The 15,574-nt window shown below is 72.0% G+C and carries 14 protein-coding genes; 9 read left to right on the top strand and 5 right to left on the bottom strand.

The window, feature by feature from the left end:
* Positions 1-102: 102 nt before the first annotated feature.
* Positions 103-714, top strand: a complete 612-nt coding sequence (locus IG88_RS0123970; RefSeq protein ID WP_031044840.1) for a sugar O-acetyltransferase — start codon at positions 103-105, stop codon at positions 712-714.
* A 3-nt stretch (positions 715-717) separates the two neighbouring features.
* Here the strand turns inward: IG88_RS0123970 and IG88_RS0123965 are convergent, their stop codons facing one another.
* On the bottom strand, positions 718-1,470 hold the full coding sequence (locus IG88_RS0123965) for an SCO2400 family protein (RefSeq protein ID WP_031044838.1): 753 nt from the start codon (positions 1,468-1,470) through the stop codon (positions 718-720).
* A 214-nt stretch (positions 1,471-1,684) separates the two neighbouring features.
* Between IG88_RS0123965 and IG88_RS0123960 the strand changes: the two genes are divergently transcribed.
* From IG88_RS0123960 to IG88_RS0123925, 8 genes are all read left to right on the top strand, one after another.
* Entirely contained in the window at positions 1,685-2,851 is a 1,167-nt protein-coding gene (locus IG88_RS0123960; protein ID WP_031044835.1) for a mandelate racemase/muconate lactonizing enzyme family protein, read from the top strand.
* Positions 2,848-3,864, top strand: a complete 1,017-nt coding sequence (locus IG88_RS0123955; protein ID WP_031044833.1) for a zinc-dependent alcohol dehydrogenase — start codon at positions 2,848-2,850, stop codon at positions 3,862-3,864. The genes IG88_RS0123960 and IG88_RS0123955 overlap by 4 nt, the downstream gene beginning before the upstream one ends.
* 154 nt (positions 3,865-4,018) lie before the next feature.
* A complete protein-coding gene (locus tag IG88_RS0123950; protein WP_031044830.1) occupies positions 4,019-4,990 on the top strand; it encodes a hypothetical protein in 972 nt (323 codons plus the stop codon).
* 95 nt (positions 4,991-5,085) lie between these two features.
* A complete protein-coding gene (chvE, locus tag IG88_RS0123945; RefSeq protein ID WP_031044828.1) occupies positions 5,086-6,198 on the top strand; it encodes a multiple monosaccharide ABC transporter substrate-binding protein in 1,113 nt (370 codons plus the stop codon).
* Between the two features lie 32 nt (positions 6,199-6,230).
* Positions 6,231-7,799 (top strand): multiple monosaccharide ABC transporter ATP-binding protein, encoded by a 1,569-nt coding sequence (gene mmsA, locus IG88_RS0123940; RefSeq protein ID WP_031044824.1) that lies wholly within the window; start codon positions 6,231-6,233, stop codon positions 7,797-7,799.
* Positions 7,796-9,040, top strand: a complete 1,245-nt coding sequence (gene mmsB / locus IG88_RS0123935; protein ID WP_031044820.1) for a multiple monosaccharide ABC transporter permease — start codon at positions 7,796-7,798, stop codon at positions 9,038-9,040. Before mmsA ends, mmsB begins: the two co-directional genes overlap by 4 nt.
* A 67-nt stretch (positions 9,041-9,107) precedes the next feature.
* Positions 9,108-10,256, top strand: coding sequence for an aldose epimerase family protein (locus tag IG88_RS0123930; RefSeq protein ID WP_031044818.1), 1,149 nt, complete (start codon positions 9,108-9,110; stop codon positions 10,254-10,256).
* 128 nt (positions 10,257-10,384) lie between these two features.
* Positions 10,385-11,989, top strand: a complete 1,605-nt coding sequence (locus tag IG88_RS0123925) for a pyridoxal phosphate-dependent aminotransferase (protein WP_031044816.1) — start codon at positions 10,385-10,387, stop codon at positions 11,987-11,989.
* 11 nt (positions 11,990-12,000) lie between these two features.
* On the opposite strand, the gene IG88_RS0123920 is transcribed toward IG88_RS0123925, so the two are convergent.
* The 4 genes from IG88_RS0123920 to IG88_RS0123905 are packed head-to-tail and all read right to left on the bottom strand — an operon-like array spanning position 12,001 to position 15,572.
* Entirely contained in the window at positions 12,001-13,296 is a 1,296-nt protein-coding gene (locus tag IG88_RS0123920) for a lytic transglycosylase domain-containing protein (protein ID WP_031044813.1), read from the bottom strand.
* A gap of 56 nt (positions 13,297-13,352) precedes the next feature.
* A complete protein-coding gene (locus tag IG88_RS0123915; protein WP_031044809.1) occupies positions 13,353-14,150 on the bottom strand; it encodes a hypothetical protein in 798 nt (265 codons plus the stop codon).
* Positions 14,151-14,199: 49 nt separating this feature from the next.
* Positions 14,200-14,748, bottom strand: coding sequence for a nuclear transport factor 2 family protein (locus IG88_RS0123910; RefSeq protein ID WP_031044808.1), 549 nt, complete (start codon positions 14,746-14,748; stop codon positions 14,200-14,202).
* 26 nt (positions 14,749-14,774) lie between these two features.
* The gene (locus IG88_RS0123905) at positions 14,775-15,572 is read right to left on the bottom strand and encodes a nuclear transport factor 2 family protein (RefSeq protein ID WP_078861584.1); all 798 of its coding nucleotides are present in this window, start codon (positions 15,570-15,572) and stop codon (positions 14,775-14,777) included.
* Between the last annotated feature and the right edge of the window lie 2 nt (positions 15,573-15,574).

Genomic DNA, 15,574 nt, shown 5'->3' with positions numbered 1-15,574 from the left:
GCCCACCGCCCCCGTTCGACGCACGTAGGCTCTGGACGGCGCGTGTTCGGGCGTGGGCGCGCGGGGACGGTGCGGGAGAGGTCGGACGACGGGAGTTCCGCTGTGACAGATGCCGACGAGGCTGCAGTCCTCGCCCGGATCGCCCAAGGGCTCGTCTACACCGAGTCGGAGGCCGCCTTCCAGGGGCACCGACGCCGCACCGAGCAGATCTTCGAGTACAACCACACACCACCGGGCGAGACGGAGAGGCGCCGGTCGCTCCTCGTCGCGATCTTCGGCTCGGTCGGCGAACGCACGGTGCTGTTGCCGCCGTTCCACGCGGGGTTCGGCAGCAACGTCTTCATCGGCGACGACTTCTTCGGGAACGTGAACCTGACCTTCGTCGACGACGTGGACATCCGCATAGGCGACGGGGTCATGATCGCGCCCAGCGTGACACTGACCACGACGGGGCATCCGGTGCATCCGTCACGACGAGCCGACTTCGGACGGTTCTCGGAACCGATCGTGATCGAGGACCGGGTGTGGATCGGCAGCAACGCCGTGGTCCTGCCCGGCGTTCGCATCGGACACGGGTCGGTCGTCGGCGCCGGCAGTGTCGTCACCCGGAGCATTCCCCCGATGACCGTCGCGGTGGGGGCGCCCTGCCGGGTGGTCCGCCCCGTCACGGACGAGGACCTCGCCGAGCGCACCGCCCGGGCGCACCGTCCCTGACCCCTACGTGCACCACCACAGGAACCGGTCGCACGTCTCCGTCGGGGTCGGGTCCGGGGAGTCCGGCGGGGCGGGGGTCGTCGACGGGGGCGGGTCGTCGTCCGGGTCGGGGGCGGACGGGTCCGGGGACTGGTCCGCCGGTGGGGTGGTGCCCGGCGTCGGGGGGCGGGGGGCGGTGGAGGCGTCGGACTCGGGCGCCGATTCCGGCTTCGTCGCGTCCGGGGAGTCCGACGGGGAGCCCGACACCGTTGTCGGCGCCGACGCGCTCGGGGACGACGGCGTGCCCGAGGACGGGACCGTCGCCGCGGTGTCGCCGGCCGGGATCGACGACGCTTCGCCCACCTCGCGGGCCGCTCCGCCGTCCGTCGTCTCGCCGCCCGCCGCGGCCGGCGTCTCGGGGGTGTGCGGGGCGTCCGTGCCGAGTTCGGCGAGGCTCAGTCCCCCGGCGGCCAGGACGAAGCCTGCGGCAAGGAGCAGGGTCCGGCGGCGGCGCCTGCGATGGGCGGCGGCCCTGCGGTCGCGGCGGCCGGCGGGGGTACTGCCGGCAGCGGCTTCGCCGGAGTCGTCCCGCGGCTCGCTCCGGGGCTCCTCGTCGGCCGCCGTCGCCCGGTCCTCCTCGCCCACGGACGGCGGTGCGGTCCCCCCACCCGCCGTCAGATGGGCGTCCGAGGCGTGGAGTTCGTGGGCGGGCGTGCCGCAGCCCGGGCAGGCGAGGGCGCCGTTGAGGTGCCGTCGGCACGGGTGGCAGTAGTCCATGACGCGGGAAGGTTAAGTTCCGGGACGGGCGCGTTCCTAGAGGTCACTGTGAAAGTTGTGTGGGGAAGCGCCCGGTGGCGGTTCCTCCCCGTTCGCCGCATCGCCGAAACCGTTGTGTGTCCGACCCATTGACACTCCGCACGCCCCGTCCTTACTGTCACGCCAGCATTTCGAACGAGTGCCGAAATATCGAACAGAGCGAGGGGCAGCCGCCGTGCGCATCACCGGAATCAGCACACACGTGGTCGGGACGCCGTGGCGCAACCTGACGTACGTCCAGGTGCACACCGACGAGGGCATCACCGGAGTCGGCGAGACCCGGATGCTGGGGCACACCGACGCACTCCTCGGCTACCTGAAGGAGGCCGAGGCCAACCACATTCTGGGTTCCGACCCGTTCGCTGTCGAGGACCTGGTGCGCCGCATGAAGTACGGCGACTACGGCCGCGCGGGCGAGATCGTGATGTCGGGCATCGCCGTCGTCGAGATGGCGTGCTGGGACATCAAGGGCAAGGCCCTCGGCGTCCCGGTCTGGCAACTGCTGGGCGGCAAGGTCACCGACAAGGTCAAGGCCTACGCCAACGGCTGGTACACCACCGAGCGGACCCCGGAGGCGTACCACAAGGCCGCGCAGGGGGTCATGGAGCGCGGGTACCGGGCGCTGAAGATCGACCCGTTCGGCACCGGGCACTTCGAACTGGACCAGCAGCAGACGAACTACGCCGTGTCGCTGATCGAGGCCGTGCGCGACGCCATCGGGCCGGACGCCGAGCTGATGCTGGAGATGCACGGCCGGTTCTCGCCCTCCACCGCCGTCCGGCTCGCCCGCGAACTGGCGCCCTTCAAGCCCGCCTGGCTGGAGGAACCGGTCCCGCCGGAGAACCTGAAGGCGCTGAGGAAGGTCGCCGAGAAGGTCGACATCCCGGTCGCCACCGGTGAGCGCATCCACGACCGGATCGAGTTCCGCGAGCTGTTCGAGGACCAGTCGGTGGACGTCATCCAGCCCGACGTCGGCCACATCGGCGGCATCTGGGAGACGCGGAAGCTGGCCGCGACCGCCGAGACGCACTACACGCTGGTCGCCCCGCACAACGTCGGCGGGTCCGTGCTCACCGCCGCCTCCCTCCAAGTCGGCTTCACCTCACCGAACTTCAAGATCCTGGAGCACTTCAACGACTTCGCGGACGCGGAGATCAAGAAGGTGGTGAAGGGCGCCCCGCAGGTGAACCCCGAGGACGGGTGCTTCCACCTCTCCGACGCGCCCGGTCTCGGCGTCGAGCTGGACACCGACGCCGCGGCCGAGTTCCCGCAGCAGCAGGCGCGGTTCGACCTGTGGGCCGAGGGCTGGGAGCAGCGCAGGCCGAAGGGGACCGGGGCATGAGCGGCTCGGTCGTCGTCGAGGCGCCGGGGGTGCACCGGCTCGTGCCGCACGAGCCGCGCGAACCCGGCCCCGGCGAGGCGCTGGTGCGGGTGCACGCCGCCGGGATCTGCGGCAGCGACCGTGAGGTCTACCAGGGCAACCGGCCCGAGGGGTACGTGCGTTACCCGCTCACCCCCGGGCACGAGTGGTCCGGCACGGTGGAGCGGGTCGGCGCCGGGGTGCCCGGGGCGCTGGCCGGCCGGAAGGTGGTGGGCGAGGGCTTCCGCAACTGCCAGGTGTGCGACCGCTGCCACGCGGGCGAGACGACGCTGTGCACCGCCGGGTACGAGGAGACGGGGTTCACCCAGCCGGGCGCCATGGCCCCGACGCTGACCCTGCCCGCCCGGCTGCTGCACGCCCTGCCCGACGACGCCGATCTCACCGCCGCGGCGCTGCTGGAGCCCGCGGCCTGCATCGCCGCCGCCGCGCTGAAGGCGAACGCCCGGCCCGGTGAGCGGGTCGCCGTCGTCGGCACGGGCACGCTCGGCATGTTCGCCGTGCAGTTCCTGCGCGCCGCGTCCCCGGCCGAGCTGCTGGTGGTCGGGACGCGCGGGGACCGGGAGGCGCTGTCGCGGCAGTTCGGCGCCGGCGACTTCCGTACCAAGGACCGGCCGCTCCCGGACGACTTCGACGTCGTGATCGAGACCGCCGGGTCCGCGGACGCCGCCCGCACCGCGGCCGGGCTGCTGCGCCGGGGCGGCCGGCTGGTGCTGACCGGCATCCCGGCACCGGGCGCCGACGGCCTCGACCCGACCGACCTGGTCGTACGGCAGCTCGAAGTGCACACCGTCTTCGGGGCGCCGCCGGACGCCTGGGCGCACACGGTGCGGGTCTTCGCGGCCGGTCTGCTCGATCCGCGGCCGCTGGTGACGCACGAACTGCCGCTCTCGGAGTTCTCGCAGGCCATCGAGCTGGTGGGTTCCGGCGACCCGAAGGTCGGCAAGGTGCTGCTGCACCCGGACGCCCGCCCCTGAGCCGTACGCCGGTGCGGGGGCGATCCGACGGCCTCCGCACCGGCGTACACCCACCGGACCGGGCGGCTCCCCCCGGCCCCGGTCCGGTGTCCCGCAGCCCCTCGCACCCGCCGCCGCGAACTTCGTCCGACATACCGAACACTAAGGACAGCTTGTGACCGACCCTTCCGCCACGGCCGCCGCACGCAGGCCCGGTGAGCAGGCCCTCACCGCCCTCGGCCTGGCCGCGCCCGACCCCGATCCCGCCGACGCCTCGCCGCACTCCTTCCCGGGCGGTGGCCGCTGGCGCACCGAGATCCCCTCCTGCGAGGGGCCGGAGGCGCTGGCGGTGGTGCTCAAGGAGTCCTCGCGGCTGGACGTGCCGGTCCACCGGATCAGCCAGGGCAGCGGCGTGTGGATGCTGACCGACGCCGAGATCACCGAGATGGTCGAGGCCACCGCCGAACGCGACATCGAACTCTGCCTGTTCACCGGCCCGCGCGGCACCTGGGACATCGGCGGCTCCACCCGGACCGACTCGCGCGGGGCCGGACTGCGGGCACGCGGCCACGACGCGGTGGCCGGCTGCGTCGAGGACGCCGTGCGGGCGAGCGAGCTGGGCGTCAAGTGCCTCCTCGTCGCCGACGAGGGCGTGCTGTGGACGCTGCACCGGGCCCGCGCCGCCGGTCTCCTCCCCGCCGACACCACGCTCAAGCTCTCGGCACTCGTCGGCCCGGTCAACCCCGCCTCGTACGCGGTGTACGAGCGGCTCGGCGCCGACTCCATCAACGTGCCCAGCGACCTGACGCTGGATCACCTGACCGAAATACGGCGGGTTTCGGCCGCTCCGATGGACATGTACATCGAGGCTCCCGACGACCTCGGCGGCTACGTGCGGATGTACGAGGTCGCCGAGCTGATCCGGCGCGGTGCCCCGCTGTATCTCAAGTTCGGTCTCTCCAAGGCGCCCGGCATCTACCCGTACGGCCACCACCTGCGGGAACTGACGCTGGCCACGGCCAAGGAGCGGGTGCGGCGCGGCCGGCTGGCCCTCGATCTGCTCGCCCGGCACGGGGCGGACGGGGACATGGCGCCGCTCGGCACCCGGCTGCCGGGGGCGCTCAACCGGTTCGAGATCTCGTCATAACGTTCCGGAAACTCCCTTCTCAAAAGACGACACGACCGCGCACAATCCCACACACCTGCCTCGCCGAGCCAGTCCTCACATCAAGGATGATGACCATGCGCAACCGCAGAGCCGCACTCGCCGCGATAGCCTCCGCCGCCTCGCTCGCCCTCACGCTGACCGCCTGCGGCCAGAACAGCGAGGGCGGCAGCGACGAGGACAAGGGAGGCAGCGACGGCGCCACCGTCGGCATCGCGATGCCGACCAAGTCCTCCGAGCGCTGGATCACCGACGGCGCCAACGTCGAGAAGGAACTGAAGGCCAAGGGGTTCAAGACCAAGCTCGTCTTCGGCGAGGACGACCCGGACCAGCAGGTCTCACAGATCGAGAACATGATCACGCAGGGCGTGGACGCGCTCATCGTGGCCGCGATCGACAACAAGTCCCTCGGCAACGTCCTGCAGCAGGCCAAGGACTCCGACATCCCCGTCATCTCCTACGACCGGCTCATCCTCGGCACGGAGAACGTCGACTACTACGCGTCGTTCGACAACGAGAAGGTCGGCGAGCTGCAGGGCGGCTACATCGCCGAGAAGCTCGGCCTCAAGGACGGCTCCGAGAAGGGCCCCTTCAACATCGAGCTGTTCGCCGGCTCCAACGACGACAACAACACCCGGTACTTCTTCAACGGCGCGATGAAGGTCCTCAAGCCGTACATGGACAAGGGCCAGCTCGTCGTCCGCTCCAAGCAGACCGCCCTCAACCAGGTCACCACCCTGCGCTGGGACGGCGGCACCGCGCAGAAGCGCATGGACGACCTGCTCACCTCCAGCTACCGCAGCGCCAAGGTCGACGCGGTGCTCTCGCCGTACGACGGCATCTCCATCGGCATCCTGTCCGCCCTGAAGTCGGACGGCTACGGCTCCGGCAGCAAGGCCATGCCGGTCGTCACCGGGCAGGACGCCGAGATCGCCTCGGTGAAGTCGATCAAGGCGGGCCAGCAGACCCAGACCGTCTTCAAGGACCTGCGCGAACTCGCCAAGGTCGCCGCCTCGATGGTCGACGCGGTCCTGAACGACAAGAAGCCCGAGGTCAACGACACCAAGTCCTATGACAACGGTGCCAAGGTCGTCCCCGCCTACCTGCTCCAGCCGGTCAGCGTGGACAAGTCCAACTACGAGAAGGTCCTGGTCGGCGGCGGCTACTACACCGAGGGCCAGCTCAACTAACCGGGCTCCATCAAGGATTGGAAGGCACGACCATGGCGGGACCCGTCCTGGAAATGCGCTCGATCGTCAAGACCTTTCCCGGTGTCAAAGCGCTGTCGGACGTCACGCTGACCGTCCGCCAGGGCGAGGTCCACGCCATCTGCGGGGAGAACGGCGCCGGGAAGTCGACCCTGATGAAGGTGCTCTCCGGAGTCCACCCGCACGGCAGTTACGAGGGGGAGGTCCTCTTCGAGGGAGAGACCTGCCGGTTCAAGGACATCCGGGCGAGCGAACAGCACGGCATCGTGATCATCCACCAGGAGCTGGCGCTGGTGCCGTACCTGTCGATCGCGGAGAACATCTTCCTCGGCAACGAGCACGCCAAGCGCGGACTGATCAACTGGAACGACACCCTCAGGCACGCCAGTGAACTGCTGCGCCGGGTCGGGCTCGACGAGCACCCCGAGACCCGCGTCGCCGACATCGGCGTGGGCAAGCAGCAGCTCGTGGAGATCGCCAAGGCGCTCTCCAAGAAGGTGAAGCTGCTCATCCTCGACGAGCCGACGGCGGCGCTCAACGACGAGGACAGCGGCAAACTCCTCGAACTGATCCTTCAGTTGAAGGAACAGGGCATGACCTCGATCATCATCTCGCACAAGCTCAACGAGATCCGCCGGGTCGCCGACTCGGTCACCATCATCCGCGACGGGCGCTCCATCGAGACGCTCGACGTCAAGGCGGCGGAGACGACCGAGGACCGGATCATCAGCGGCATGGTCGGCCGCGACCTGGAGAACCGCTTCCCGGACCGGACCCCGCACCAGCCCGAGGAGGGCACGGCGCCGGCCCTGGAGATCCGCAACTGGACCGTGCACCACCCCATCGACCAGCAGCGCAAGGTCGTCGACGACGTCTCGATCGAGGTGCGGCGGGGCGAGATCGTCGGCATCGCCGGACTCATGGGCGCCGGCCGCACCGAGCTGGCGATGAGCGTCTTCGGCCGCACCTACGGCCGGCACGCGGGCGGCACGGTCCTCAGGGACGGCCGGGAGATCCGCACGAAGACCGTCCCGGAGGCGGTCGGGCACGGCATCGCGTACGTCACCGAGGACCGCAAGCACTACGGCCTCAACCTCATCGACACCATCAACCGGAACATCTCGCTGACCGCGCTGGCCAAGGTCGCCAGGCGGGGGGTCGTCGACGAGCACGGCGAGCAGCAGGTCGCCGAGGACTACCGCAAGTCGATGAACATCAAGGCGCCGACCGTCTTCGAACCGGTCGGCAAGCTGTCGGGCGGCAACCAGCAGAAGGTCGTCCTCAGCAAGTGGATCTTCGCCGGTCCCGAGGTGCTGATCCTGGACGAGCCCACGCGCGGCATCGACGTGGGCGCCAAGTACGAGATCTACACGGTCATCGACCGCCTGGCGGCCGAGGGCAAGGCGGTCGTGTTCATCTCCTCCGAGCTGCCGGAGCTGCTCGGCATGTGCGACCGCATCTACACGATGGCCGCGGGGCGGCTCACGGGTGAGTTCTCGCGGGCCGAGGCCTCGCAGGAAGCGCTGATGCGGCAGATGACGAAGGACAAGACGGACCAGAAGGACGAAGAGGTAAGCCGATGAGCACGGATGTGACCGCCAAGACCCCGGCACCGGCGCCGCCGGGCAAAGAGGGTTCGGCCTCCGGCGGCGGGCTGCTGGCGCTGATGCTCGACGGCATGCGCCGCAACATGCGCCAGTACGGCATGCTGATGGCCCTCGGCCTGATCGTGGTGCTGTTCGCGGTGTGGTCCGACGGCGACCTGCTGCTGCCGCGCAACGTCTCCAACCTGGTGCTGCAGAACAGCTACATCCTGATCCTCGCGATCGGCATGATGCTCGTCATCATCGCCGGCCACATCGACCTGTCGGTGGGCTCGCTGACCGCGTTCGTGGGGGCGACGGCCGCCGTGCTGATGGTCAACCACGACCTGGCCTGGCCGCTGGCGGTGATCCTGTGCCTGGCCATCGGCGCCGCCGCCGGGGCCGTGCAGGGCTTCTTCATCGCCTACCTCGGCATACCGTCGTTCATCGTGACCCTCGCGGGCATGCTGCTCTTCCGCGGTCTGACGGAGATCTTCCTCAAGGGCCAGACCCTCGGCCCGTTCCCCAAGGACCTGCAGAAGATCGCCAACGGCTTCCTGCCCGAGGTCGGCCCGAACACCAACTACCACAACCTCACCCTGCTGCTGGGCATCGCCCTGATCGCCTTCGTGGTGTACCAGGAGGTCCGCGACCGCAAGCGGCAGCAGGAGTTCTCCCTCGACGTGCCGCCGGTCAAGCTGTTCCTGCTCAAGCTGGTCGCGCTGGTCGCCGCGATCCTCGTGGTCACACTGCTGCTGGCCAGCTACAAGGGCGCCCCGATCGTGCTGCTCATCCTGGGCGTGCTGGTGGTCGGCTTCGGCTACCTGATGCGCAACGCGATCATCGGCCGCCACATCTACGCCATCGGCGGCAACCTGCCCGCGGCCAAGCTGTCGGGCGTGAAGGACAAGAAGGTCACCTTCCTGGTCTTCCTGAACATGGGCATGCTCGCGGCCCTGGCGGGTCTGGTCTTCGCCGCCCGCTTCAACGCGGCCTCGCCCAAGGCGGGCCTCAACTTCGAACTGGAGGCCATCGCGGCCTCGTTCATCGGCGGCGCGTCGATGAGCGGCGGTGTCGGCACGGTCCTCGGCGCGATCATCGGCGGTCTGGTGCTGGGCGTGCTGAACAACGGCATGAACCTCGTCGGCATCGGCACCGACTGGCAGCAGGTCATCAAGGGCCTGGTGCTGCTGGCGGCGGTCGGATTCGACGTGTGGAACAAGCGCAGGGTCGGTTCGTAACGGATCTCGGGCCCCGCCACTGACGGCGGGGCCCGCTTCTTCTCACGGAAGTACAGGAGCCGCACGTATGGAACTGAGCAGACGAACGGTCATAGCGTCGGCGGCGGCGGCCTCGGTGGCCGCGACCGCGGCCGGCGGCACGGCGTACGCGTCGGGAGGCGGGAAACCGGTGAAGGAACTCTTCGGCAGACTGGCCGACGGGACGAAGGTGTACCGCTGGTCGCTGGAGAACGGCGGCACGCGGATGAAGGTGCTCTCGTACGGCGGCGTCGTGCAGTCCCTGGAGATCCCGGACCGCCGGGGCCGCTACGCGAACGTCTCGCTGGGCTTCGACAACCTCGACGACTACGTGGCCCGCAGCCCGCACTTCGGCGCCCTGATCGGGCGGTACGGCAACCGCATCGCCAAGGGCCGCTTCACCCTGGACGGCAAGGAGTACCAGCTCTCCGTCAACGACGGCGAGAACTCCCTGCACGGCGGCGCCCTCGGTTTCGACTACCGGGTCTGGGACGTCGAGCCGTTCACCCGGGGCTCCGACACCGGCCTGGTGCTGCACTACACCAGCGTCGACGGCGAGATGGGCTACCCGGGCACGCTGCGGGCGAAGGTGACGTACACCCTCACCCGGCGCGGCGACTGGCGCATCGACTACGAGGCCACCACCGACAAGGCCACCGTCGTCAACCTCACCAGCCACGTCTACTGGAACCTGGCCGGTGAGGGCAGCGGCAGCATCGAGGACCACGAGCTGACGATCGCCGCCTCCCGCTACACGCCCACCGACGCGGGCCTGATCCCCACGGGCGAGCTGGCCCGGGTGGCCGGCACGCCCTTCGACTTCCGCCGGGGCAAGCCGGTCGGCCGGGACATCCGCGACGCCCACCCCCAGCTCGTCACCGCCCAGGGCTTCGACCACAACTGGGTGCTGGACAAGGGCATCACCGACCGGCCCGAGCACATCGCCACCCTGCGCGAGAACGCCTCGGGCCGCACCCTGCGCATCGCCACCGACCAGCCCGGCCTGCAGTTCTACTCGGGCAACTTCCTCGACGGCACCCTCACCGGCACCGGCGGCTCCCTCTACCGCCAGGGCGACGCCCTGTGCCTGGAGACCCAGCACTTCCCGGACTCGCCGAACCAGCCGTCGTTCCCCTCGACCGTGCTGCGGCCCGGACAGACGTACCGGACCACGACGGTGCACTCCTTCGACGCGTGAGCCCCGCCCACGGGGACGGCGGCGCACGGGCACAATTCCTTCACACCCGTTGAACGCCGTCCCGTCCGCCTCCGTATGAAGGGGCGGCCCGTGTTCCCCGCACGGGCCGCCCACCCACGGAGGTCCACGTGTCCGGCAACGTCACCTCGCTGTTCCGCGGCACCGCGGCGCACAGCCCCTCGATGGCGGCGCCGGCGCGGGAGAGCGGCGGGACGGCGGGCGCGGGACCGGTGGACTTCTGCATCCCCTGCAACCCCTACTTCCCCACCCCGGCGATGTTCGAGGAACTGTCCGGCCGGCTGCGCGAGATCGTCACGTACTACCCGAGCAGCGCCGACACCATCGCCGCGGAGCTGTGCGGGCTGCTCCAACTCCCCCCGCAGTGCGTGGCGATGGGCAACGGCTCCACCGAACTGATCACCTGGATCGACCACCTGCTGGTCCGCGAGTCCCTCGCCGTCCCCGTCCCCACCTTCGGCCGCTGGACCGACCAGCCCATGGAGACCGGCAAGCGCGTCGACATGTTCCCGCTCCAGGAGGCCGACGGCTTCGCCCTCGACCTCGACCGGTACGCCGAGTTCGTCCGGACCCGGGGCACCCGGGCCGTGGTGGTCTGCAACCCCAACAACCCCGACGGCGGCTACCGGCACAAGCAGGCGCTGGTGCAGTTCATGGACGCGATGGCCGACCGGGACCTCGTGGTGGTCGACGAGTCCTTCCTGGAGTTCGCCGACGCGGAGGCCGAACCCGGCGTGGCCCGGGAGGCGATGCTGCGCCCCAACGTCGTCGTGCTGCGCAGCCTCGGCAAGAACTTCGGGCTGCACGGCGTCCGCTTCGGCTACCTCGTGGCCAATCCGGCGCTCGCGGGCCGGGTACGGGCCATGCTGCCCAAGTGGAACCTCAACTCCTTCGCGGAGCACGTGGTGTTCATGCTGCGCGACCACGGCCCCGAGTACGCGCAGAGCCTGCACCAGGTGCGGCGGGACCGCCTGGAGATGACCGCGCGGCTGTCCGCGCTGCCCGGCCTGACCGTCTACCCCTCCCAGGGCAACTTCCTCTTCGTCCGCCTCCCCGTGGGCGCCGAGGGCACCGCCGTGCGGGACCGCATGCTCACCGAGCACCGGATCCTGGTCCGCGAGTGCGGCAACAAGATCGGTTCCTCCAGCCGCTTCCTGCGTCTCGTGGTCCGTCCCCAGGAGGACGTGCGTCGCCTGGTGTCCGGCCTGGAGCAGGTGCTCTACGGGACCGGGAGGGGAGCCGCCGTGCCCGGGCCGGCCACAGGGACCGGCTACAGCTCGGGCACGGCGGCGGTGGACCGTCTGATCCACGAGACCAACGGTTCCGGGATGCGCGCGATCACCGCCCGGACCGCCGCCGCCGGCAACGGCGCCCCGGGGCCCGCCCCGGGCACCGGCACCGGCGTGCCGCTCCCGGCCGCGGTGCCCGTCGCTCCGGCGGCGGCCGCCACGGCTTCCCCGGCGCCGGTCCCCCAGCCGGCGCCGTACCCCGGACCGGTGCCGGTCCCCCACCCGGCACCGGTCCCGCAGCCCCTGCCCGCGCCGGTGCCCGCGCCCGCCCCGGCCGCTTCGCGTCCGGCGACCGTCGGGCCGACCCCGCCCGGTGTTCCGGCCCACGGGGGTCTCACGGCCGCGCAGGTCCGGGGCTCCGACGGCCTGGCGTCGGTGCCGGCGACGGGCTGGCCGGACGCGACGGGGACGGGGCGGGCGGGCTGAGCCCCGCGGCGCTACTCGGTGGCGGTGGCCGCGGAGCCGGGGCCGGTCGGCGTGTCCGACGGGGCCGGGCAGGGCGAGTCCGTGGGCTCCGGGGACGGGGACGGGGACGGGGTTTGCGGTGCCGTGGAGCAGTCGTCGGTGGGCGTCGGGTCCGGTGAGGGTCCCGGGGTGTCCGTGGGGTCTCCGGTGGGCGTCCCGGTCGGCGGCAGGGAGGGGCCCGGGCTCGTCGGGGGCACCGACGGGGAGGTCGGGTGCGGCGCCGTGGAGGGGACGGGCCGGGACGGGGACGGGGACGGACCGTGGCTGCCGCCACCCGGCGTGGTGGGGGTCGGGTCCGGCCCGACGACGACACCGTCGTCCGCGCCACCGCCACCGCCACCCCGTCCGGCTCCTCCTCCGCCGCCGCTCCCGCCGTCGACGGGCGCGGTCGCCGGGGTGTCGCCGCCCGCGCCGGGGCTCCTCGGCACGACACCCTTGCCGTCGGGCACGGTGTGGACTCCCCTGCGGTAGAACTCCAGCCAGTACCTGACGGTTTCGAGGTAGGTGCGGGAGTTGTTGTAGCTCAGGACCGCCCGGTCCAGGTCCGCCGCCCGGCCCAGGTCCCGGCCGCCCGCGCAGAGGTAGTGCCCGGCCGCGAGGGCCGCGTCGAAGACGTTGTTCGGGTCGGCACGGCCGTCGCCGTTGCCGTCCGCGCCCCAGCGGGCCCAGGTGGACGGCAGGAACTGCATCGGGCCCACCGCCCGGTCGTAGACCGGGTCGCCGTCGTGGGCGCCGCCGTCCGTGTCCAGGATCAGGGCGAAGCCCTTCCCAGTCAGCGGCGGCCCGGTGATGCGGCCCAGGGTCGTGCCGGCGCGGTCGACCGCGCCGCCGCGTGCCTGGCCGGACTCGACCTTGCCGATGGCCGCGAGCAGTTCCCACGGCAGCCGGCAGCCGGGGTCGGTCCTGCCGACGGCCGTCTCCGCGGCGCGGTAGGCGCGCAGCACCGTGGCCGGGATGCCCGACTGGAGACGGACCTCGTCCCGCGCGTACGCGGCGGAGGCCGGTCCGCCCTCGCGCGTCGTCAGGGGCGGGAGTTCGGTGTGGTACGAGCCGTCGCCGGGCGGCGTGAACTCCGCGAACGGTCCGTCCGCCGTCGGCACGAACGGGTCGTCGGCCGCCGGTCCGGCGTGGGTGTCCTCGGTGTTCCCGGTGAGGCCGGGGGCCTGGGAGGCGGTGAGGGCCGCCATGGCCGCCACCGCGAGGGCGGTCGTGCGCAGTCCCTTGCGGGTCCGCCCGCGGTACAGGCGTCGGGCACGGCGTACGGGCATGGTCGTCACTCCTGTCGGGTCGGCGGGCGGGTCCGTCGGAGGTGCGGGCGGCCCGGTCAGCGGCCGAAGGTGTCGAGGGCGGCGACGAGCCAGCGTCCGTCGCGGTGCACGACGTCGACGGCGAGCATGGCCGCCGCGTACACGCCCTCGTCCCGCGCGTCCTGCTCACCGGCGCCCGCCTTGCTCTTCTCGTCCGTCGCCCTCTTCTTGCCGCCGGTGGCGACGCTGCTCTGGTCGGCGTAGACGAGGACGCGGGCCCGGTCGCCGTCGAGGCGTTCGACCGCGCTCTCGGTGACGGTCGTGGTGATCACCGCCTTCTGCGCGTCGGCCCGTTCGCGGACGTCGGCGAGCAGTTCCCGGTGCTGGTCGACGGCCTTGCCGGTCAGCAGCTCCTTCGCCGCCTTGTCGAGGGCGCCGGGGTCGGCGTGGTCGTAGGAGAAGAGGCGGTCGACGGCCTTGGTCGCCTGCCCCTTGATCTCGCTGGTGCGGGCGAGGTCGGTCAGGGCGGTGTTGCTCCGCGCGGGCTCGGACCTGAGCCCCTCGGCCTTCGCGTGCGCCCAGCCCGCGAAGCCGCCGAGGAGCACCGTCAGCGCGCAGAGCACGACGAGGAGCGGGGGGCGGCGGCGGGGCCGGGTGCGGGTGGTGTCCGGCTTCTCCCGGGCCGTGGTCGCGTCGGCCGGGGCGGCGGTCTTCGCCGGCTCCAGGACGGCCGTGGCGCCGCGGGCACCGGCCGGCCGTGCCGTCCCGGTCCCGGCGCGCTCGGTGGGTTCCGGGCGCGCGGTGGAGGGGGTGGGCCGGGTCTCGCGGGCCAGGCGGCGCCGCTGGCGGTTGATGTGGTGACGGGTCGTCGACATGGTGCGCTGTCCTCCTCGCTGCGGCCGGCTCGCTCGGTACGGTCCCGGGTCAGCCGGTCGGTGTGCCGCCCACGGGCGCCTGGCCCAGGGCGCTCAGCTTCCACCGGCCCTCGGTCCGGGTGAGTTCGCCGAGCATGCGGCTGTCCTTGTCGGTCTTCGCCCCGTCGGCCGCCTCGACGGTGACGCGCAGGGCGACCAGCACCCGGGCCCGGCCGGCGCGGTCGTCGAGTTCGGTGACGGCGCCGGACAGCACCCGGGCGGTGCTCACCGTCTTCGCCTCCTTCACCTGGGCCGCGAACTCCTCGCGTCCGGAGGCGAGTTGCTCGTGCAGTTCGCCGGTGGTCGACGACTCCCACAGGTCCAGGCCCCGCTTCAGCTCGCGGTGGTCGAGGGTGTTCAGGTTCTGCACGGCCTGCTCCCCGGCGGACAGTGCGGCGTCCCGCTGGACGGCGTAGGCGGCCTGCTCGTCGTGGGCCGCCCGGTACCAGTCCTGGCCGGCCCAGGCCGCGAAGCCGGCCGCCACGAGGGTGAGGACGAGGGCCAGCGCCGGGAGCGGCCGGGAGCGTCCGGCGTCGAGGAGGCGGACCGCGCGTTTCATGGGGTGCTCCAGTCTCCCGCGCATGCTCAGCGGGCCTTGATGTCGACGATCCGCCACCGGTCGTCGTCGAGCCGTGCCGTGACGGTGAGCTGGGCCGCCGCGGTGGTGTGCTCGGCCTTGTCCGCGCCCTTGTCCTTGCCCTTGCCCGGGGCCCGTTGGGAGGTCTGGTCGAGGAAGACCAGCAGGCGGGCCCGGTCGCCGTCGAGTTCGATCACTCCGGTGCGGACGGCGCGGGTGCTCAGGGTGACGCGCTGGTCGGCGAGGTCGTCGCGGACGCGGGCGAGGAGGGTTTCGTACTGGCGGGCGGCGCGGCCGTCGAGCACCGTACGCGCGGAGCGTTCGGCGGCCGCGGTGCCGTCCGGGGTGTAGGAGAAGATCCGGGCGAGCGCGTTGCCGACGTCGCCCGCGACGCGGGTGGTGGCCGCGGTGTCGGTGAGCGCCTGGTTCCGGGCGGGCGCCTGCGACCTCAACTCGTGCGCGCCGTAGAGGAACCCGCAGCCGCCGAGGACGAGTACGACGGCGGTGCCCACCAGGGCCGCCTTCCACAGCCGACCCCCCGGCGGCCGGGGCGCGGGGTCCTCGCCCTCGGGGGCACCGGGCCCGGCAGCCTCGGCCTCCGAGTCGTCGGGCTCGGCAGCACCGGGCTTGGCGGCGCCAGGCTCAGCAGCCTCGGCCTCCCGGGCGCCGGGCTCGGCGGCCCCGGGCTCGGTGGGCGTGGCGCTGGCAGCTCTGGCCCCGGCAACTTCAGGCCCGACGGCCCCGGCACCGGCAACTCCGGGCTTGGCAGTCTCGGGATCGGTGAGCGCGGCACCGGCAGCCTCCACCC

Origin of the sequence: Streptomyces sp. NRRL F-5650 (genome assembly GCF_000721365.1) — a bacterium.
In the GTDB taxonomy this organism is placed as follows: domain Bacteria; phylum Actinomycetota; class Actinomycetes; order Streptomycetales; family Streptomycetaceae; genus Streptomyces; species Streptomyces ardesiacus.
Note: the sequence above shows the minus strand (reverse complement) of the source record. Positions and strands in the feature narration are given on the sequence as shown.

Excerpts from the sequence above, each read along its gene's own strand:
- IG88_RS0123965 (WP_031044838.1), bottom strand. The coding sequence starts at position 1,470 with ATGGACTACTGCCACCCGTGCCGACGGCACCTCAACGGCGCCCTCGCC.
- mmsB (WP_031044820.1), top strand. The coding sequence starts at position 7,796 with ATGAGCACGGATGTGACCGCCAAGACCCCGGCACCGGCGCCGCCGGGC.
- IG88_RS0123920 (WP_031044813.1), bottom strand. The coding sequence starts at position 13,296 with ATGCCCGTACGCCGTGCCCGACGCCTGTACCGCGGGCGGACCCGCAAG.
- IG88_RS0123955 (WP_031044833.1), top strand. The coding sequence starts at position 2,848 with ATGAGCGGCTCGGTCGTCGTCGAGGCGCCGGGGGTGCACCGGCTCGTG.
- chvE (WP_031044828.1), top strand. The coding sequence starts at position 5,086 with ATGCGCAACCGCAGAGCCGCACTCGCCGCGATAGCCTCCGCCGCCTCG.
- IG88_RS0123930 (WP_031044818.1), top strand. The coding sequence starts at position 9,108 with ATGGAACTGAGCAGACGAACGGTCATAGCGTCGGCGGCGGCGGCCTCG.
- IG88_RS0123915 (WP_031044809.1), bottom strand. The coding sequence starts at position 14,150 with ATGTCGACGACCCGTCACCACATCAACCGCCAGCGGCGCCGCCTGGCC.
- mmsA (WP_031044824.1), top strand. The coding sequence starts at position 6,231 with ATGGCGGGACCCGTCCTGGAAATGCGCTCGATCGTCAAGACCTTTCCC.
- IG88_RS0123910 (WP_031044808.1), bottom strand. The coding sequence starts at position 14,748 with ATGAAACGCGCGGTCCGCCTCCTCGACGCCGGACGCTCCCGGCCGCTC.